Annotated in this window: 18 protein-coding genes and 1 pseudogene; 15 read left to right on the forward strand and 4 right to left on the reverse strand. The window is 53.7% G+C overall.

From position 1 onward, the window contains the following. Positions 1-490 precede the first annotated feature (490 nt). Positions 491-1174 (reverse strand): helix-turn-helix transcriptional regulator, encoded by a 684-nt coding sequence (locus K5Q35_RS21765; protein WP_220801344.1) that lies wholly within the window; start codon positions 1172-1174, stop codon positions 491-493. Positions 1175-1251: 77 nt separating this feature from the next. Between K5Q35_RS21765 and K5Q35_RS21770 the strand changes: the two genes are divergently transcribed. From K5Q35_RS21770 to K5Q35_RS21780, 4 genes and pseudogenes are all read left to right on the forward strand, one after another. Further along, positions 1252-1584, forward strand: coding sequence for an NIPSNAP family protein (locus tag K5Q35_RS21770; protein WP_013963605.1), 333 nt, complete (start codon positions 1252-1254; stop codon positions 1582-1584). Then, positions 1581-2423 (forward strand): annotated as a pseudogene (locus K5Q35_RS21775) (alpha/beta hydrolase); the annotation flags it as partial. The gene K5Q35_RS21770 and the pseudogene K5Q35_RS21775, both read left to right, overlap by 4 nt. 93 nt (positions 2424-2516) lie before the next feature. Continuing rightward, positions 2517-2861, forward strand: coding sequence for an antibiotic biosynthesis monooxygenase (locus K5Q35_RS22810; protein ID WP_044025748.1), 345 nt, complete (start codon positions 2517-2519; stop codon positions 2859-2861). A 382-nt stretch (positions 2862-3243) separates the two neighbouring features. Next, complete coding sequence (locus tag K5Q35_RS21780; protein ID WP_044025433.1) at positions 3244-4119, forward strand: lysophospholipid acyltransferase family protein; 876 nt, start codon at positions 3244-3246, stop codon at positions 4117-4119. A 129-nt stretch (positions 4120-4248) separates the two neighbouring features. Here the strand turns inward: K5Q35_RS21780 and K5Q35_RS21785 are convergent, their stop codons facing one another. After that, positions 4249-4464, reverse strand: coding sequence for a DUF2805 domain-containing protein (locus K5Q35_RS21785; protein WP_220801346.1), 216 nt, complete (start codon positions 4462-4464; stop codon positions 4249-4251). Between the two features lie 242 nt (positions 4465-4706). Between K5Q35_RS21785 and K5Q35_RS23005 the strand changes: the two genes are divergently transcribed. Further along, complete coding sequence (locus K5Q35_RS23005; RefSeq protein ID WP_201766493.1) at positions 4707-4865, forward strand: DDE-type integrase/transposase/recombinase; 159 nt, start codon at positions 4707-4709, stop codon at positions 4863-4865. A 73-nt stretch (positions 4866-4938) separates the two neighbouring features. Here the strand turns inward: K5Q35_RS23005 and K5Q35_RS21795 are convergent, their stop codons facing one another. Continuing rightward, on the reverse strand, positions 4939-5091 hold the full coding sequence (locus K5Q35_RS21795; protein WP_308443361.1) for a LysR family transcriptional regulator: 153 nt from the start codon (positions 5089-5091) through the stop codon (positions 4939-4941). 209 nt (positions 5092-5300) lie between these two features. On the opposite strand from K5Q35_RS21795, the gene K5Q35_RS21800 reads away from it, so the two are divergent. From K5Q35_RS21800 to K5Q35_RS21810, 3 genes are all read left to right on the forward strand, one after another. After that, a complete protein-coding gene (locus K5Q35_RS21800) occupies positions 5301-6092 on the forward strand; it encodes an endonuclease/exonuclease/phosphatase family protein (protein ID WP_259650636.1) in 792 nt (263 codons plus the stop codon). A gap of 574 nt (positions 6093-6666) precedes the next feature. Beyond that, positions 6667-7317: a hypothetical protein gene (locus K5Q35_RS21805; RefSeq protein WP_220801348.1), complete on the forward strand. Its 651-nt coding sequence runs from the start codon at positions 6667-6669 to the stop codon at positions 7315-7317. Between the two features lies 1 nt (position 7318). After that, positions 7319-8791, forward strand: coding sequence for a serine protease (locus tag K5Q35_RS21810; protein WP_220801349.1), 1473 nt, complete (start codon positions 7319-7321; stop codon positions 8789-8791). 537 nt (positions 8792-9328) lie between these two features. Here K5Q35_RS21810 and K5Q35_RS21815 read toward each other — a convergent pair. Further along, positions 9329-10972 (reverse strand): DUF6044 family protein, encoded by a 1644-nt coding sequence (locus tag K5Q35_RS21815; RefSeq protein ID WP_259650633.1) that lies wholly within the window; start codon positions 10970-10972, stop codon positions 9329-9331. 315 nt (positions 10973-11287) lie between these two features. On the opposite strand from K5Q35_RS21815, the gene rffA reads away from it, so the two are divergent. The 7 genes from rffA (at position 11288) to K5Q35_RS21850 (ending at position 18157) form a co-directional block, all read left to right on the forward strand. Beyond that, the gene (gene rffA / locus K5Q35_RS21820; RefSeq protein WP_220801350.1) at positions 11288-12454 is read left to right on the forward strand and encodes a dTDP-4-amino-4,6-dideoxygalactose transaminase; all 1167 of its coding nucleotides are present in this window, start codon (positions 11288-11290) and stop codon (positions 12452-12454) included. A 4-nt stretch (positions 12455-12458) separates the two neighbouring features. Beyond that, on the forward strand, positions 12459-13481 hold the full coding sequence (locus tag K5Q35_RS21825) for a sulfotransferase (protein ID WP_220801351.1): 1023 nt from the start codon (positions 12459-12461) through the stop codon (positions 13479-13481). Further along, positions 13478-14431, forward strand: a complete 954-nt coding sequence (locus tag K5Q35_RS21830) for a lysylphosphatidylglycerol synthase transmembrane domain-containing protein (RefSeq protein WP_259650634.1) — start codon at positions 13478-13480, stop codon at positions 14429-14431. The genes K5Q35_RS21825 and K5Q35_RS21830 overlap by 4 nt, the downstream gene beginning before the upstream one ends. Positions 14432-14500: 69 nt before the next feature. After that, positions 14501-15199 (forward strand): WbqC family protein, encoded by a 699-nt coding sequence (locus tag K5Q35_RS21835; RefSeq protein ID WP_220801352.1) that lies wholly within the window; start codon positions 14501-14503, stop codon positions 15197-15199. 7 nt (positions 15200-15206) lie between these two features. Beyond that, positions 15207-16301: a sulfotransferase gene (locus tag K5Q35_RS21840; RefSeq protein WP_220801353.1), complete on the forward strand. Its 1095-nt coding sequence runs from the start codon at positions 15207-15209 to the stop codon at positions 16299-16301. Positions 16302-16355: 54 nt separating this feature from the next. Further along, a complete protein-coding gene (locus tag K5Q35_RS21845; protein WP_220801354.1) occupies positions 16356-17231 on the forward strand; it encodes a bifunctional 2-polyprenyl-6-hydroxyphenol methylase/3-demethylubiquinol 3-O-methyltransferase UbiG in 876 nt (291 codons plus the stop codon). Then, positions 17231-18157 (forward strand): glycosyltransferase family 2 protein, encoded by a 927-nt coding sequence (locus K5Q35_RS21850; protein WP_220801355.1) that lies wholly within the window; start codon positions 17231-17233, stop codon positions 18155-18157. The genes K5Q35_RS21845 and K5Q35_RS21850 overlap by 1 nt, the downstream gene beginning before the upstream one ends. Positions 18158-18326 lie beyond the last annotated feature (169 nt).

The raw sequence follows: 18326 nt of genomic DNA on the forward strand, positions 1-18326 counted from the left end.
CCAAAACCCGAACAGAGCTAACGTAAATTAGCGGACTCAAAGGGGAGCAGGTCAGCCGCCTTCGCATCCCGCCGTATCGTGAGGCGGAAGTCGACCATCTGGCCGATCGCATCGACAGCCCGCCAAAGATCGCGCCGCTCACTGCCTGGCAGTCGCTACTTGCAGTGAAGAGAAAGGGCCACCCACGCGAATATAGGTTTCATCCACTGACCGACAGGCGATTTGCAAAGCAAACCTGCCGAGAGGGGACATGCAAGTCGACACGCGCTCGGCGCAGATTCTTTTCTGTTGGTTCGGTTAACTCAGGCCCGAATTTCCGGACCCAGCGATAAACCGTGGACCTACCTACACTGGCGCCGCGCTCACCCAGAAGGTCCCCGACATCCTGATAGGACAATAGATACCGCAAATACCGCAAAGGATGATCTCAAGTGGAAAACGTGGTGCTTGAACGGAGATTTGCGGGGCATGCTGAACCTCAAAAGTCCCCTCATTTCATAGCAAACAGACGCTCGAACTCTTGCGCTCCAATTTGCGAAAACGTCACGACCCGAGTTTTCTGATCGCGTGATGCCCATGATAAATCTTCGAAGCGACTCAAGAATGCCCGACCAAGACTGCCAGCTAAATGTGATCTACGCTCGCTCCAGTCCAAACACTCGCGACAAAGTGGCGTTCTGTTGCTGCGTAGACTATCGAGGTCGATATCGAAGCCAGTTGCGAAGTTTGCGCCAGTCGTGGTCAAGATCAGGTCTTCACCATTTATAGCCAGATGCTCTTGCGCCATGAGACTATCGAACAGCTGCGTTCCCATGTCTCCAGCCAGATGATTATAGCAAACGCGTGCTTTGCGCAGTTCGATATCTTTCGGACCAGTTCGTTTGCGAAGATGGCCAGATCCGGCAGCAAGACCCATCAAACCTTCCAGAACATGAGCCACTTCGTCGTTCGCCAGCGAGAAATATTTATGCCGCCCCTGCTTGCGCGGGCGCAGCAAGCCGCCGGCATCCAGCTTTGACAGATGCGAGCTTGCGGTTTGAATCGTAACGCCTGCCTCTTCGGACAATTCACTAACCGTCAATGCTTTCCCACTCATCAGCGCCGTCAACATATTTGCACGGGCTGGATCACCAATCAGCGCGGCGATGTGGGCGATATCAGGACCTTCTTTCATACTTCGAGCGTAGTCGAAGCATTTCCACACAGCAATAGCATAGAATACACACAACAGTCTTTGAAAAGGAAATTGCCGTGCTGACCTGTGTAATCCGCTACCACATCGACCCCACAAAAAAAGCCGAGTTTGGCGAGTATGCTCGCAACTGGGGCCAGGCAATCCCGCGCTGCGGCGCTGATCTGATCGGCTATTATGCGCCGCACGAAGGTTCCAGCACTTTAGCCTACGGTATCTACAATGTGACGAGTCTTGCTGACTATGAGGTCTATCGCGCTAGACTTGCAGATGATCCGCTTGGGCGCGAAAACTACGAGTTTGCCCAAAAAGATAAATTCATTCTCCGCGAAGACAGAACCTTTCTGAAACTCGCCTCCACGCCGCATGGGACTGGGAGCATAACACCATGATATCAATAGATGTTTGTGGCCCGAACGGTCTTAAACTTGCGCTGCACCATTACACTAGCGATCACGGCCTGCCGATTTACCCACCCGTACTTTATATTCACGGCGCAACATTCCCCTGCGCATTGTCCGTAGGCTTCAAGTTCGACGGACGATCCTGGGCCGATGATCTTGCGGATGCGGGGTATGACGTGTGGGGCCTCGACTTTATCGGTTTTGGATCATCTGATCGCGCCAACGACAATCAAGATAGTTCAATATCGGGACGTTTTGGGAACGCAGTTGAACAGATTGAAGCGGCGGTCCAAGAAATTCAGAAACAAACCGCCGCTGAAAGTATATCCCTACTCGCACATTTTTGGGGGACGCTTCCTGCTGGTGGCTTCGCGGCATCCCACCCCGATCTCGTTGACCGATTGATCTTGTTCGGCCCGATATCACGCCGAGACAATCCAGTAACCGAAACAACAATGTCGCCGACGCGAGCCATCACGTTGCAAAGCCAATATGACCGTTTCACCGCCGATGTCCCGGACGGCAAAGCTGCGGTTCTATCTGATGCCCATTTTTCTGAATGGGGCCAGGCTTATCTGGACACAGACTACGACAGCCAAACGGTATCGCCGCCGGCAGTAACTGTGCCTTCTGGTCCCGCTGCAGACATCTCCGCCGCCTGGAGCGGCAAGTTTCCATATGACCCATCACAGGTGCATTGCCCGGTTCTGATTGTGAGGGGCGAATGGGATAGCCTGGTTCCAGACAAAGATGCGGCTTGGCTGTATGATGCGTTTACAAACGCTGCTGACAAACAGGACATCAAACTGGCGCGTGCAACGCATCTTGCACATCTGGAATCTGGCCGCTTTCGACTTCACGATACTACGCGGGCATTTTTAGGAGCCAAATCCGAAGACACCGCCGGTGCAAATACTCAAATTGCAGTTATCTTTGAAGTTGAGCCAGCGGAAGGTCGCAAAGACGAATACCTCGCTATCGCTGCTGAAATGCGTCCTATGCTGAACGAAGTGGATGGTTTCATCTCTGTTGAGCGGTTTCAAAGCCTTACCAACCCACACCGGGTTCTCTCGCTTTCCTTCTTTGAGGACGAAGCGGCAATCGCGCGGTGGCGCACTTTGAGCGCACATCGCGGTGCACAGACCAAAGGCAGGGACGGTGTTTTCGCCGACTACCGCCTTCGGATTGCAAGCGTGGTTCGTGACTATGGCATGTTTGACAGGACGCAGGCCCCGTCTGATAGCCGAAAGGCGCACGCGAAGTGACCACATTCATTTTACGAACAGAACTGGCATTTCTGGCCCTTCGTTACACCGGAAAATTTTGGGCATTGAGCAGTCGTTGACGTGCACGTGGCAAAGGGTAATTAAGTCCGCAACCTGTGAGTTCGCATGCGCTCCGGTTGTGCGGATGCGGCGAATGACCGATCTGGTGAAGCTGCGGCGCTGCGACCGAGATCATCGCAGACGGCAGCTTTGGGCGGGAGAGGCTGGAGACTATCGTACGGACGCTGGATTGTGCTGCAGTGCTGCAGTGCTGCAGGGTCCGGTCAAAACCTTTTGGAACTACCTGTGGCAGACATGGAGCGGAGTGATACGGCCTGTTGTTTTCGATTGGTATTGGCACTGAATCCAGTCATAGAGAACAATGTTTTCTACTTCGCTCAAATCGTTCTTACAGCATGCCAAATACTTCCCTTTGTGGTCGGCGTTGGCCGCTACTCGAATGCGCTCCTTTGACTCCCGGTCTCGAGGGTTGGGGACAACATTTGAAACCGTCATGCGTTGGTTTCCGCCTGCACGTCGCCGATTTGACCGCGAGGCCAAACGGGTTTTTCCCAATATGAAGCGTGGCGCGCGCGCTAAGTTGGGCCAAGATATGGGCCGGCAGATGGGGAGAACACTGTTCGAGATCTACCACGATGCTGAATTTCAAACCCAACACCATAAATTCAATGCTTCAGGTCCAGGACTCGTCGCTCTGAAAGAAGCTCAGGCAGCTGGCAAGGGTGTGATCATCGTTTCCGGTCATTTCGGGCAGTGGGAAGCTGTTCGCGCTGTGCTCAAAATGCATGGGCTCGAAAGCGGCGCAGTATATCGTCCGAACAAAAATCGCCACTATGAGCGTCGCATGCTTGCAGGTATTGAGGCAGGGGGGAAGCCGATCCTGGCCACCGGTCGTATCGGAACCAGAGCCCTTGTGCGCCATCTACGGGATGGCGGCATAGTTTCGATCCTGCTAGATGAGAAATATGCAGAAGGTGTCAGGATACCGTTCCTTGGGCATGACGCCCTCACATCTCTCTCGGCAGCCCAGCTTGCGCTCAAATACGATCTGCCCATGATCCCGGCATATGGCACCCGAATAGATGATGGAAACGCATTTCGTGTGGAGTTCGAAACCCCAATTCCCCACACTGACAGCATCACCATGACGCATGAATTCAACGACAGTCTATCCGCGCGGATCATGGCAAATCCAGAACAGTGGTACTGGATGCTGCGACGATGGGACGGTGCTTGATCGCAAAGGGGACTCGCCAACGACTCCTCTGCGGTACGGGAATGCTGCGCCTTCGACCAACGACCAGTTTGGAGGAGAGCGCTGCAGCGACGGCTAGTTAGACAAAGGTAGGCTCTGGGCCGATGATCCCTATTTATAGTGCGCGCGCCGGTCTGCAAAATCACGCACACGCTTACGCCAAGATTTATAGCTTCCGGGCTTGAGAGTGTCTCGCATGAGCGCTTTCACAGCCTTGTCATCAAGCCCGAAGTCCTGCTCAATATCCGCGAAGCTGACATGATCAGAAAGTGCCATTTGAACGATCTCGCTGATGTGTTCCAGCGGTAGGCTTTGCGTTTTTTTCATAAATTGCTAACTAGCGGATCATGCTTTCAAAGCAAGCAACCTGGTCTCGATTAACCAGAAGGGCGATTGCGTTCGACAGGTCAAGGACTGCTTCTGTCTAGCCGCTTTCTTACCGAGATACGCGCGACCATCTAGTTGAGCGCGGGATCACGGTGGAAGACCGTTGGGTGCAGAAATTCGGGCCGGAGATCCGCAAGCGCGCGTACGGCCAGCACCGCGCATGGCGGTGGCTTCAGTGATATGTGGATGAGACCTACATCCGTGTAGATGGGCGTTCGTGTTGTCTTTGGCGAGCCGTCGATCAACGTGGCCAGCTTATCGATTTTCGATTAACCGCTCGGCGAAACGCCAGCGCTGCAAGGGCCTTCATGCGCCAGGCCAGTGATGCCGTTCGCTGCTAACAGCCGGTCACCATATCCGTCTTGCATGCTCCAGCATGGCCCCACCTGCTCGGGTGAGGCGCATTGGCCTGCTTTACCGTTCAATCAGGACTGTACCCAGATCATCTTCCATCTGTTTGGTCTGTTGGCTCAAGGGAGGCTGCGCCATATTCAGCCGCTCAGCTGCATGTGTGAAATTCAGCTCTTCCGCGACAGCGACAAAGTATCTTAGGTGTCGAAATTTCATCATATGCTCTTTGTTCTCCCATTGCTCTAGCTTACGTTCTACACCTTCAAAATCTCGCTGCATCGCCTTTCTGTATTTGCCGCCAGGGCCCGGTTCGGATTGGACCGTAAGGATGCAATTACAACCAATTAAGAACCCGCATTGCGGATGATTCAAAATCCTGCAAACCTTTCATCTGGTAATTTAATAGGGGTGAAACTGTGGAAATCATGTGCTTGAATGGATGGGGTGGTAAGCTTCACGAAGAGTTGGTTCCCTATGTCGCAGAATCTGCACCTGACGTGCTCTGCCTGCAAGAAGTCGTCCACAGCCCCATTTCTGAAAAAGACTGGCTGACATACCGCGATGGGGATCACATCCTGCCCCAACGGGCAAACTTCTTTCGTGACGTTGCCAGAGCCTTGCCGGAACACACAGCAACCTTCTGTCCCGCCGCGCAAGGCGTACTCTGGGACGAAGACCAGTCGATCCCCTCCCAATGGGGGTTGGCCACATTCGTGCATAAGTCGATACCAATCATCGGGCAGGTTCAGGGGTTTGTGCACAAGAGCTATTCACCTGTCGGGTACGGTGATCATCCTCGATCACGCAGCGCCCATGGCATCCGGGTTTATGACTACAACTCGGATCGCTGCATCAGTGTCACCCATATGCATGGGTTGCGCGATCTGAATGGAAAGATGGACACACCCGAGCGGGCGGAACAGGCGCAGCGGCTTCTTGCGCTGTCACGGCACATCTCTGAACCGGGCGACCTGAGGATCGTCTGTGGCGACTTCAACGTTGAACCGCACAGTGAAACGCTTGAAATTCTTGGGGCGGCTGGTCTGTCAGAGCTGGTGACCGGTCGCGGCTTCACCAGTACGCGAAATACACAATACAGAAAGTCTGGCAAATTCGCGGACTACATGTTGATCAGTGACGCCGATGCGGTGCAAGAATTCAATGTAGTCTACAACCCAGAGGTTTCGGATCACTGCCCCTTGGTGCTTACAATCTGACTTTTTGGCAACCACAGCAGCCCTATCACACCCACCCGAAGCCGATCCTGATCCAGCCTCAGACTTGACCACCACATCTTCGAAAAATGCAGGCCACCGCTTGCGGGCGTCCATAAGTGCATGTGAGACTTGTTCGGTCAAGCTTGAGGGGCGATACCGATTAGCTTGGCGGTTTCGATCAGGGTTTAAGCGATAGCGGCGGCACGGCCGCCGGTCTGTGATCCAACAAACAGGTAGTTACGACGACGGATCGCATCGTCCGTTCAGCAGTTTTGTTGTGCAGTTTCGGGATGGGTGTCCACGACGCCGACAGTAGCTCAAATTGTTGTTTTTGCTTCGTATTTTAGATTAAATTTCTTTCGTTCGGTCATCAACGAGTGCGCTCAGCAAAAAGACGCACTGACCAGATCATTTGCGGGCCTGAGTGATCGTTGGCAGTTTGAGCGGGCGTAAAATCAAGATTCTTCTTGATTTGATTGCTGCTTGCATTCAGCTTTTGGGTGAGCACCACAGAATTTACTTTGCGATTTTACACATTCGTTAACCGACAAGATCTTTTTTATGGAACTTCAAAATGACAGAATCCTCGCAAGCTTGCGATGAGCCGCAACCGAAACCCGGACTTTTGGACTGCCTCTCTGGTTTGGCGCTTGGATTATTAGTCGGCGGCATCGTTGGCTTGTCGGTCTCTCAATTGGCAGGGGAATTCCTCGCTGGGTTGATTGCCTTACTGGCAGCGTTCTTCGGCCTCGGAGGCAAGCTGCCCCTTCAGTCATCGGTTCCGAATGTTCGCCTATTGGCATTTTGTATTGGGTTTGTGATCGGATTGCCGTCGGGTATTGTGACGCGTACCCATGCTTGGCTTGCGCCTTCGTTCAAGCAAACGGTAGAATCGTATACTCTGTCCAGCGGCGACCAAGCGCGCGCAATTGAACTTGCGATTTTTGAAAAGACAGGCTTGCGCACAGGGAGCTTGTCATCGACGCCTGAACCAGAAGACATCCGCCCGGAAACCCGGGGGATTGCATTTAGCGCAGCTACAAGTGCTCAGTGTAATGCGCTCTTGGAGAGCGCCCACGCAAGCCCGCAACTTCGCCTTCAGGCCATGGCAAAGTTTCAGGATCCGTGGCAGCGCGCAGGAAGCTTTGGCTTGTCATTAAGTGACAGTGATCAAGCTAAGTTTGCTGATTATATCTACGATGTCTTTTGCGAGGATGTAAGCTGATATGTTTGATTTACTCGGGCGATTGACCGTTGTTCTGACTTGTATTTGGGCCTTTCCGCTCTTGGCTCAATCGCCTTCAACGCAGATGCTGAGCTCTGCGCGGAGCGATGTTGGGTTTGTTGTAGCTACCAACTGCACCGATGGTCAGGACCGCTCTGGAACCGCGTTCGTTTGGCCCACCTCAAAACAGGTCATCACCGCCAGACATGTCGTGGCTGGGTGCAATACAATAAACATCGTGTTCAAGAACCACGGAACTTTTAGCGCCGGACCGATTAGGGAAATTCGCGCACAAGACTTGATCGCATTAGAGCTGGATAGCCCTACTGGCGCAACTGTTCAAACATTGACCGATGCCTTCCCTCCGTTGCATTCGCAAGTCGCGGTCGTCGGTTTTGCACTGGGGGCTCCCACCGCCGATGACAAACTACTCACCGTCACAACGGGCAATCAGCCACCTCCAGCCAAACTGAGAGACCTTTTACCAAGTGCGGAAAGGAACACTGTTGCTCAAAATGGTCCGTGGGAGCTGGATACAGCAATACTGCGCCTAGATGGAAATTTGACGCACGGCCATTCTGGCGCGCCGGTGTTCGACCACCAAGGTAGAGTCGTTGCTATCGGTGCAGGGGGTCTGAAAAGCGGAGCCACAGGCATAGTTTGGGCAGTAAATGCCAGCTATCTGTTGGACCAGAGCAATTGGAGCAGCGTTTCAGCCGGACAGGTTGTAAACCCGGAGACTAACCTTTCATTTTCTGTTCAGAGCCCGCAGTCCACAATCAACACTGTAAATTGTGGTAATTTTAGTCTCTCACTCTCACGCAAAAGTACATTCTATGAGATCGCAGCGACCGTGGATGATCCGCTTGGATTGCAACAACTACAAAACGCTGTCGGATTTGGATTGCCGCTAAATTTTAACGAACTGGTGTTCGAAGTTTGGGAGGATTTAGTTTCGGGTGCTGTTATCCCCCTCCCACAAGGAAGCGATCTTCGTCCTTCTAGCTCAGGCTGCACTGCCACGGTGGGAAACGGGGTCGCTATTTGGATCAGATCTTACGATGCATCGGGAGACGCAAACTTTCAGTTTTCAATTCAGAATTTCTCCCTTCAGCTTGAAAGTGACTTGGGTTTTGCAATCGGGCCGAATGTATTTGATCCAAATTTCACGTATAGTTACCCTCTTTCCCGGCCAGACGGTTTTATGGCCAATAGGAAAGGTGTCGCTGGGCCCACAGTCCCTGTAGACCACGCGAACATGTATCAAAACTACGGGTTTGTTTCCCACATTGGCCGGGGACCGCACTATGTCGGAGTTGCTGCATTGAGGCGAAGTTCGTTCATCAATACCCCTTTGCTGGCCCAGTGTCAGGCAACTGGAAATTCAACGGCGTGCAGTCAGGCATTACCACCACTCTATGATTGGGCAGTGGCGACGCTGAGTGTCCACATGTCGACGATGCCGCCAATTTAGGAGTCTTCGGGGCCGTCTGACAGCAGACCAAAACTGGCGGAAAACAGAAGCAAAGGCGTAAGTTCACTACCATTAGTTATCTGCCCGCTGAACAGTTTCCGGTTTGAGGTTAGCCTGTTTGCGGAAAATTCGAGCCTCCCGCGTTTTTGAGTTTTCTCAACACAACCGGCTTTAAAGAGACCTCCGCCGCGCAGTGTCTCTAGGTCGGTTGCATCATGTTATCTGCCGAGGTGCTGTCGTCAGGCAATGGACGCGGTCCTATGCATTGGAGAGCAGACGCCCGTTTCCCTGATCGACGAAGGAGTTCAGCAATTTGTGCCGCATTCTGTCCTGGAAATTAAACAGATCTAGCGGGCGGCTGACTTTCCGAGCTAACGGGTAACGACCGCCTGAATATGGGTGCCGGCGGCATCACACCCTGAAACTGACCGCTTAATCTCTACGAGCATACCCCGTAAAAAATGGGGTGATTACCGTCTATTTCGGGGCCCATCATGGTTATCTATCGATTTTCGCGCCCGTCCCTTGAGGGAGTTTTCAATCGACCAGATCATATACATGGACGTCCCAATTACTGTCTGGATGGCGATACACGCCCATCAGGGGTGGCGCGTCGCGCAGTTCTACCCGGGAGAAAATGAACTCGACACCGAGGGCGCGCAGTTGATCAAGGTCGTATTCCGGCATCGGTATCGCGTCGGAGCCGTGTCGACCAAGAAAGTCCCTGCCCAAATCAGCGCTGAAAAGATAAAGACGGTTTCCCCAGTCATCGAAGTAGCGTTTCAGACTTGCTTTTTTCTCCAACTCTTTGGCGATAACCTTGCGCATCGCATGCTTTTTTTCCAGCGGGTAATAGGTCAGATACCAGTCCGCTGTGTAAAACCCGTTATAGGCCGCGATGGCGGGGTGTAATCCAAGGCTGACCACTCGGTATTCCTCGACAGGGCGGGCGATATCCTGCTTGATGTCGGAGAAAAGCGGCGTCGCAAAAAAAGCGGCATAGCTGATGCCATGTTTCTTCTGAGCGAGAATAATTGGGTGGTTTTTGTAGCCAGTCCAATGGGCCTGCAGTGCGATGGCCAGGCAGATGATACCCAGCCCTAAGCGGCGGTTTGGAATTTGACGTTGTATCAGTATCAGCACGAACGCAAAGACCAGGAACCAAAGCAGCGGGTGCAGCCAGTGAAAACGGCTGAAGTTGAACTTCATCAGAAGCGGAACAGAGGTGCGGATCGGTTCCAGGATTACAGAGGACCACAGACCATAAAACAAGGATATGGCTGCGCATAAAACCACTGTGCCGATCAACAGTCCCAGCTGGGTATCCCTGAAATTGCGCTTCCAGACAGTAAGTAACAGAGCCAGAACCAACGTCGGTAAAATGACTTCGCTTTGCAGGCTGTGCACGTGATATTGGCCATGCAGAAAGTTATCCCATGCGCGGTCCATGCCCGCGGCCAAGGACACGAAATTCGGTGAAGCCTCCTGACGGTGCGAGGCGAACACCGGATCCAGCGCATTCAGTACCAGACGGTATTCCACGGCGAGGTACACGACACTCATCAGCGCCATACCGCACAGAAAGGCAAAGCTGAAATATCGACGCACCAGCACGTCGTAAACGAACAACCCGGCCACGAGGCACAGAAAGAAGAAACCGACCGTGATCAGGCTGCTGAAAAAGGGAAAAAGCAGGAGGATGACCCATAGATGCCAATGCCTTTCCCCCTGACGCAGCCCGAGAAACGCATAAAGGACCAGCGGCAACCCCGCGACCCCCAGCACAGCCGGCGTCCAGAACGGCAGCAGCGCATAACACAGGGCAACACCGACACAGACAACGGGCGATCCGCTGCCAATGATGCGTCGCACGAGCAGCATATACATACCAAAAAACGCCATGAGCTGAATGAACAGCGTAAGGACGATATGGACCGTGAGGGGCGATAGAGCCATACTCAGAAGAGTTGGGAGCTGAAACTCGCTGCGCAATGCGCCGCGTGGGATATCATATTGGGCGATGATGCTTGACGAAGGAGCAAAGACCTTTCCGCTATCCGCCAGCACCTTGGCCTTGAGAACAGAACTGTCGAGATAGTCATGAATGGTGAGATAGGCACCGTCCCCCATGATGACATAAGGCGACCAATGCGCCACGATAATCAGCAGTGCACCTGCCACAAGGACGTGGAGGACCGTTATTGAGTTTTTGTCGGGGGAGTTCGGGCGCAAACGTCAGCCTATTATTTGTATGTCCTCAGCACGCATGCTCAGGCGCAAACTACGTTGCTGTATCGTTCGGTACAACAACTTTAACCCTGAATACCTGTGCCGAGCGGTGAGTGGTCGGCTTTCCAGCCATGAAATCGGCTTGCATGGTTTTCGCTATTTCCTATAGACTTTCCGGGCGACTTGCTCCACCGGACCATTGCTAACAGCTGTCTCATCAGTCGTTTCAGAGTAACGACAGCATAAAGTGTCACGATAGGACAACCCATGGAATGGCGTATCCCATTTAATAGACCGGCGCTTGTCGGCACTGAATCCGCCGAAGTGCAGAAGGTTTTCACGCAGGGCAAATTCGCTGGTGGCGGCACGTACAACAAGGCTTGCAACCAATGGCTTCGAGAGCATCTGGATGCCAGCGGAGTGCTGATTACGACCTCCTGTACGCATGCGCTGGAAATGGCGGCGTTGCTGTGCGATTTGAAGCCGCAGGATGAAGTCATTCTGCCGTCCTATGCTTTTACGTCTACGGCAACAGCCTTTGCCCGCTGCGGCGCCAAGTTGGTTTTCGTCGATTGTGACGCGACCACGATGAACCTTGATCCGGATGCAGTTGCCGCAGCGATTACGCCGCGCAGCAAGGTCATCGTTGCGTTGCATTATGCAGGGGTAAGCTGCGACATGCGCGTCTTGCGGGCGCTTGCCGACACACATGGTCTAAAGATCGTGGAGGATGCTGCACAGGCACTCTTTGCCTCCTACGAGGGCAAATCCTGCGGAACGCTCGGAGATTATGGATGTTTCAGCTTTCACGAAACCAAGAATATGCATTGCGGTGAGGGCGGCGCATTGGTGCTCAATCGTCCCGAAGATGTGCAGAAGGCCGAGGTGCTCCTCGAAAAAGGGACGAACCGGATGCAGTTTTTCCGGGGGGAAACATCCCGCTACGAGTGGGTGGGAATGGGGTCGTCCTATGTGCCGAGCGAATTGAATGCCGCCTTCCTCTTGGCGCAGCTCAAGGCAGGTGAGGAAATCACAAACGCGCGTCTCGCAAGTTGGCAGCTGTACAAACGTCTGCTGCGTCCGCTGGAACTGGCCGGTCAAGTGGACTTGCCGAACCCACCATCCGACTGCCAGCACAACGCGCATATTTTTTGGATCAAATTGGCGGACAAACCACAGCGTGATGCGATGATAGCGCATTTGAAAGCGCAGGGCATTGCAGCGGTGTTTCATTACATTCCCCTGCATTCCGCGCCCGCGGGCAGGGTCTATGGCACGTTCCACGGGGAGGATCTGAACACGACCCGTGAAAGCGAACGTCTGCTGCGCTTGCCGCTTTACTACACTATAACGGATACCGAAATCGACGCGGTGGTGCATGCCGTCACCGCCTTTTTTGCCCTTGCCGGAGAGGAACGCAGTGCCGCAGACTGAAGGGATGTCTACACCCTCATTCCAGCCTGTATTCTTGCTGTGTTCCGAAAGGTCCGGCAGCAATCTGTTCATCCGGCTGCTGGATAGCCATCCGGATTTTTGCGGACCGCCGCCCTCCCATCTGATCCGGACACTGGCACTGAACCTGACCAGGCTTGGCGATGTTGCGCAGGACGAACAAGCCTGGCAGCGGCTGCTGGATGTCAGCACACGGGTCATGCAGCATCAACTCGGTGTCTGGCAGTGCTCTATGGACGCAAGAACGCTGTCGCGGTGCGTCGAGGAACGATCGGTTCGCGGCGTCATTTCCGCGATCTATACAGCCGAGGCGCATGCTCAGAACAAGACCAGAAGCGTTATCAAGGAAAACCGCATTCATATCTTCCTGCCTTTTCTAATGCAGGCTTTTCCTGATGCGCGATATGTCTGGGTCGTGCGTGACCCGCGGGACATGGCACTGTCCTGGAAACGGTCATCAAACCATCCGGGCGACGTGAGGCGCGGCACGCAAGTCTGGCTGCAGGATCAGGAGCGCTTCCGACAGATACTCGGGTATCTCGCACCGTCCGGGCGGATCATGCGGTTGCGCTATGAAGATATCGTGCAAACGCCCGAGCCTGCATTGACGACACTCTGTGACTTTCTGCAAGTTGCCTATGATCCTGCAATGCTGAACTTCCACGATAAGGAAGACACTAAGGCCAATGCTGTGCGGATTGCGAACTGGGAAAATCTGGCAAGGCCCCTGATCGGCGACAACACTGGCAAATTTCGCGACGCATTAACGCAAGAAGAGATTTCCTATATTGAAAGTGCCTGCGCAACGGAGATGCGCGCGCACGAATATGCACTTACCAGCGAGCCTGAAGGCCTAAAGGATGCCGAGCACGCGTTGGAGGCACAGCAAGGTAAAGAAGATCTGACGTTGCAGTGGCGCGCGTTGTCACCCGAGGAGCAATCCATACGGGAGGGCCGCCAGAGTGTAATTGATTACATCAATGCGCTTCCCATACGGCTGGCCTCGTGAACGCCAAACACATCTTGAAACTTGCTTTCGGGTTGTCTCTGCTGGCGGCACTTTTCCTCATGGCCGACTTTCAGGCCTTGGCGGTGATGGTGCAGCAGATGCATTGGGGCTATGGATTTGCTGGCTTCGCAGCCTTTGCCGCGACAAGCGCACTGGACATGTGGCGCTTGCGCATGGCCAGCCCATCCGCCGCGCAGATCCGCTGGTTTGCCTTTTGCAGGATGCATATAGAAAGTTATGCCATGGCACCGCTCCTCCCTGGGCACATTGGAGTAGACGCATATCGGGTCGCGACGATCGGGAGGGGCAGTGGAAAAGGTTACGTTGAACCTGCCGTCATTCTGTTTGGCCTCCGCGTCTTCAGTTTACTGACGATGCTTGGTCTGGCTGTTGCTCTCTTTTTGGCGCTGCCGCAATGGCGCGCGCTTTATGCGCCCTTTGTGCAAGGCCTGATGTTATTACCTGCCTGGGGGGCTGCGTTGACGGGTATTGCAACGCTGTTATCGGTCGTGCTGGGATGGCTGGTCTGGCACCGTTTTGGGCAGCGTGTTCAACATCGGCTCGCCGGGGTCCATCAGGCGTGGAATGCGCTGACCCGGTCGCGCTTGATGCGGTTGGTTGCAATGAGCTTCGCCATGATTGTCCTTCGGATCACAACATTCCTGCTGACCCTGCAAGCGTTCGGCATCGAGATGGATATCTGGCTGGGGACCTCAGTGGCGTTATGCGCGGCGCTGGCGTGGTTGCTGCCCCTCAGTCCAGCGGGTATTGGTGTCCGAGAAGGCGTGATTGTCGGCCTCTTGGTCTGGTTGGGTATCGCATATGCGCCGGCATTGGCCGTGGCCCTTCTGGCTCGCGCCTATTTTGTTCTCTTCGCGGGGATCGGAGGTGTATCGTTTCTGCTGCCGAAAACCGACGCCAAGCTGGCTACGCAGGAAAATCATCCGTAGAGAGGCGTTTAAACCGCACGACCATCTGCTCTTCACAGTATGGGAAAAACACAGGAAAGCAGCTTCGACATGTCCAAATCCGTCGCCATTTTGCAGTCCAACTACATTCCGTGGAAAGGTTATTTCGATCTGATACGGAAAGTCGATTCGTTTATTTTCTATGATGATTTGCAATATACAAAGAATGACTGGAGAAACCGTAACAAGATCAAAACTTCTACTGGAGCGAGATGGTTAACGATACCTTGTGGAAGTAGTTGGGACAGGCTGATCAATGAAGTCCGGGTTGATAATGCGCCTTGGCAAAAGAAGCACTTTGACATGCTCAAACAGCATTACGCCGCCGCGCCTTATTGGAAAACCTACACGCCATTTCTCGAAGAAATCTATCTGGGCAAAAACTGGGAATATCTTTCCGACCTCAACCAGACCCTTATCAAACGCATCAGCAAGGAGTATCTGGGAGTAACAACCGAATTCGAAAACTCGGAGCGTTATCAGCTCACTGAAAGTAAGGGTGCGCGTGTATTGCAGCTACTGGAGCGCGCAGATGCCACGCATTACGTGAGCGGTCCTGCCGCTAAAAGCTATCTGCAGGAAGAAGAGTTCGTCAAACGCGGCATCACGCTGGAATTCATGGATTATGGTGGCTACCCGGAATATCCGCAGCTGCATCCCCCTTTTGAACCTGCGGTGAGCATTCTGGATATGCTGCTTAATCTGGGGCCAGCCACGCGGGAATACATGCAGCCGCTGGAAAAGCTGTAATAGTGAAATGACGCCATTCTTCATCACAGGCTTTCTGCGCTCGGGCACGACGCTGCTGGAAAAGTATTTTCACAACCACCCGCAAATGGTGGTGGCGTCGCAGCCGTTTCCCTTCTTGTTCAGGGCGTCGAAAGAGGCTTTCTACCGCAGTCTTGGGATGGCTGTGCCCCATTACCCACTTGGACATCTTTGCGGGGACGCAGGTTATGGCAGGCAAGCATTTCTGGATTTTGCCAGAACGCATTGTTTTAGTGCTTCTGAGGTGACGACCATATTCGAACAGATGCGCGGGTATAGCGGGCAACTGACACCCGGCTTGCTTGACCTGCCGATAAAGGGCGGCACGCTGCAGGAGGTTTTTGAACAATGCGCGGTGCAGTTTCCGACACTCTTTAACAGCCCGACTGCGCGACATGTGGGCGTCAAGGAAGTGTTTTGCGAAGAGTTCATTCCCGTTTTCCTGACAAAACATACGCCGGTCGTCCTTATTCTGCGGGACCCGCGTGCGGTCGTTGCTTCGATCCACTGCGGGCGGGGCGGCGAATATGCCAATGCAGGCCTGAGTGTGCTGCACATCCTGCGCTGCTGGCGGAAATCTGTGGCTTATGCCATGCGCTTTTCCGGTGAGCAGGGGTTCCACTGGATTACCTATGAAGCTTTGGCACAGGACTCCGCCGCATGTCTGCAGCCCATAGCCAAGTCTTTGGGCGCGGCGCCCTTCCCCGAGGCGGTACTGTCGGGTGCACTTATGTCGCAGGACGGGAGCGCATGGCGAGGCAATTCATCTTTCACCGCCCCGGACGCACAGAACCCACGCTTTCGCACGTTGTTGGACGCCGATACGATCGCGTTCATAGATACCCTGTGTCATGCTGAGATGCAGTGGCTGGGCATGGAACATGACGCGCAATCTGCGCAGACGGTGCTGGACCATTTTCGAGACCCGTTTCAGCCGGGCAACGCACCTCTGTCCAAAGAAGATAAACAGACAGAGCACCGTCGCCTTGCTGCCGTGTCTGCAGCGGTCATCACCCCTGAAGATGCGGAAAACTGGTGCATTTTTCCATCGGTGCAACGACAGTTGCATGCGGCCCTACACTGAAAGAGTTTACGCTGATGAAATCGTGTTACGCATGAACCGCTGAAGGAACAGAAAGTGAAGAACACTGCTATGCCTGCCGAACCTGCCATGTCTTCCGCTATACTAGAGAAATTGCGTGCGACGGATTTCCCCAAAAAGGACATCAGCATCGCGGAGGCGCAATTCGGCTTTCGGTATGTTAACGATTATCTTGGCGAGTTGCCTGCAAATGGTAAGGTGCTTGAAGTCGGATGCGGCAGTGGCATTTTCATGGGGCTGCTGAAAGAGCGTTACCCCGGGTTGAATATCGAGGGTGTGGAGCCTTTGCGCGATGGCTTTGCGGCTCTTGGCAGCATCAATCAGTATATCCGCGACCAAGGTATCCAGATCCGGAAGATCGGCTACGAGCAGCTTGAACCGCAACACCGTTACGATCTCATTTACTCTATCAATGTGTTCGATCATCTGGATGACTGGCGCGATTTTCTACGCTTCGTGGAACCCCATCTTACGCCGACTGGCGTGTGCTTGATCCTATGCCCTAACTACGGCTTCCCCTACGAGTCACATTTCAAAATCCCTGTGATCTTCAATAAACCCATCACGGCCTCGGTTTTTCGCAAGACCATCGTCGGACAGGAAGAGCGCAAGGAAAGCCACGGCCTTTGGCGCAGTCTGAATTTCGTGAAGCTCCAGCAGGTTCGCAAGGCGCTGGCACAGACGTCGCTGCGCCTCACTGTGCGTCGTCGCATTATCGAGGATATGATTGTCCGAATTGGCAATGACGCAGAGTTTCGCAAGCGGCAAAAAGTGATAGGCACGTTGGGTAAAGTCGCTTACAAGACGGGCGTGACCAAGCTGTTCCGGTATCAGCTTTTTCAGAATGTGATGCCCTATATGCAGCTTGAGCTTCGTAGTGATGCAACGCGCCAAACAACAAGCGGAACATGATGCAACATCCAGTCTACAGCACCGTCATTCCTGTCTATAACAGCACCCAAACGCTGGGTGATCTGGTGTCGCGGCTGGATCAGGTTTTCGCTGATATCGGCGAGGCGCATGAAGTCGTTTTTGTTGATGATGCATCGCCGAACCCGGAAACATGGCCGATCCTTAAGGCTCTGGCGGAAGAACATGAGCATGTTCATGCAACTCAACTCATGCGCAATTTTGGAAAAGCAGGCGCGGTGCTCTGCGGGCTGCGTCAGGCCAAGGGCGAATGGATCATAACGATTGATGATGACCTGCAGCATGCGCCCGAGGATATCCCCATTCTGCTGGAGAAGAAGAACCACGATGTGGTCATCGGGGCCTTCGCCAACGGCAAAAAACATTCCATTTTGCAGCGTGCAACCAGCCGTTTGAAGAACTTTACCGACGCGAAGATACTTGGCGTGCCGCCGGGGGTTCGTATGTCGCCTTTCAAACTTTTCCATGCGAGGGTGGTGCAGCATATGATAGCGGTTGATACGACCCGTCCGTTCATTCCAGCCCTGATGCTCCAATCAACAAAGGACGTGGTACAGGTCGAAATCACGCATCATCCACGGCAACACGGGCGTTCTGCTTTCGGTCTACGGCGCCGCATACGGCAGTTTTCAAATCTTATTTTCGGCAATGCATCATTGGTGTTGCGCTTCCTTGCAGCGTTGGGCGTGACCATATCCTGTTTGAGTCTTCTCTATGGGGGGTGGCTCGTGCTTTCCTATTTCTGGAAAGAGGAGACCGTGGCCGGATGGACGTCGCTGATGGTCGTTACCTTAACGCTTGGTGGGCTCATCATGTTCTCGCTGGGTGTGATTGGCGAATACCTCATTCGGATCATCGAACGCGTGGAAAACCGCGCCGCCTACCTGGAGCGGGAAAACCTCCGGTAACGGTGGTTGCAAATCCAATTCTTCCCAAAGATCTGCGGTTGCTTTTGGCATGGAGGGCGCCGGAACATCCTGCAAGTTTTATTTGTGACTGGAGACGGCAATTAGAGCCGAAGTAACGACGCAGGCGATGGCAATGAGGTCTACGCACCATTGATGGCGAAAACCGTGC

This window comes from Roseobacter sp. OBYS 0001, from assembly GCF_019654895.1.
GTDB classification, from domain to species: domain Bacteria; phylum Pseudomonadota; class Alphaproteobacteria; order Rhodobacterales; family Rhodobacteraceae; genus Roseobacter; species Roseobacter litoralis.

Coding starts and splice junctions, on each gene's coding strand:
- K5Q35_RS21765 (WP_220801344.1), bottom strand. CDS start 1,174: ATGAAAGAAGGTCCTGATATCGCCCACATCGCCGCGCTGATTGGTGAT.
- K5Q35_RS21780 (WP_044025433.1), top strand. CDS start 3,244: ATGTTTTCTACTTCGCTCAAATCGTTCTTACAGCATGCCAAATACTTC.
- K5Q35_RS21785 (WP_220801346.1), bottom strand. CDS start 4,464: ATGAAAAAAACGCAAAGCCTACCGCTGGAACACATCAGCGAGATCGTT.
- K5Q35_RS21795 (WP_308443361.1), bottom strand. CDS start 5,091: ATGAAATTTCGACACCTAAGATACTTTGTCGCTGTCGCGGAAGAGCTG.
- K5Q35_RS21800 (WP_259650636.1), top strand. CDS start 5,301: ATGTGCTTGAATGGATGGGGTGGTAAGCTTCACGAAGAGTTGGTTCCC.
- K5Q35_RS21805 (WP_220801348.1), top strand. CDS start 6,667: ATGACAGAATCCTCGCAAGCTTGCGATGAGCCGCAACCGAAACCCGGA.
- K5Q35_RS21810 (WP_220801349.1), top strand. CDS start 7,319: ATGTTTGATTTACTCGGGCGATTGACCGTTGTTCTGACTTGTATTTGG.
- rffA (WP_220801350.1), top strand. CDS start 11,288: ATGGAATGGCGTATCCCATTTAATAGACCGGCGCTTGTCGGCACTGAA.
- K5Q35_RS21825 (WP_220801351.1), top strand. CDS start 12,459: ATGTCTACACCCTCATTCCAGCCTGTATTCTTGCTGTGTTCCGAAAGG.
- K5Q35_RS21835 (WP_220801352.1), top strand. CDS start 14,501: ATGTCCAAATCCGTCGCCATTTTGCAGTCCAACTACATTCCGTGGAAA.
- K5Q35_RS21840 (WP_220801353.1), top strand. CDS start 15,207: ATGACGCCATTCTTCATCACAGGCTTTCTGCGCTCGGGCACGACGCTG.
- K5Q35_RS21850 (WP_220801355.1), top strand. CDS start 17,231: ATGCAACATCCAGTCTACAGCACCGTCATTCCTGTCTATAACAGCACC.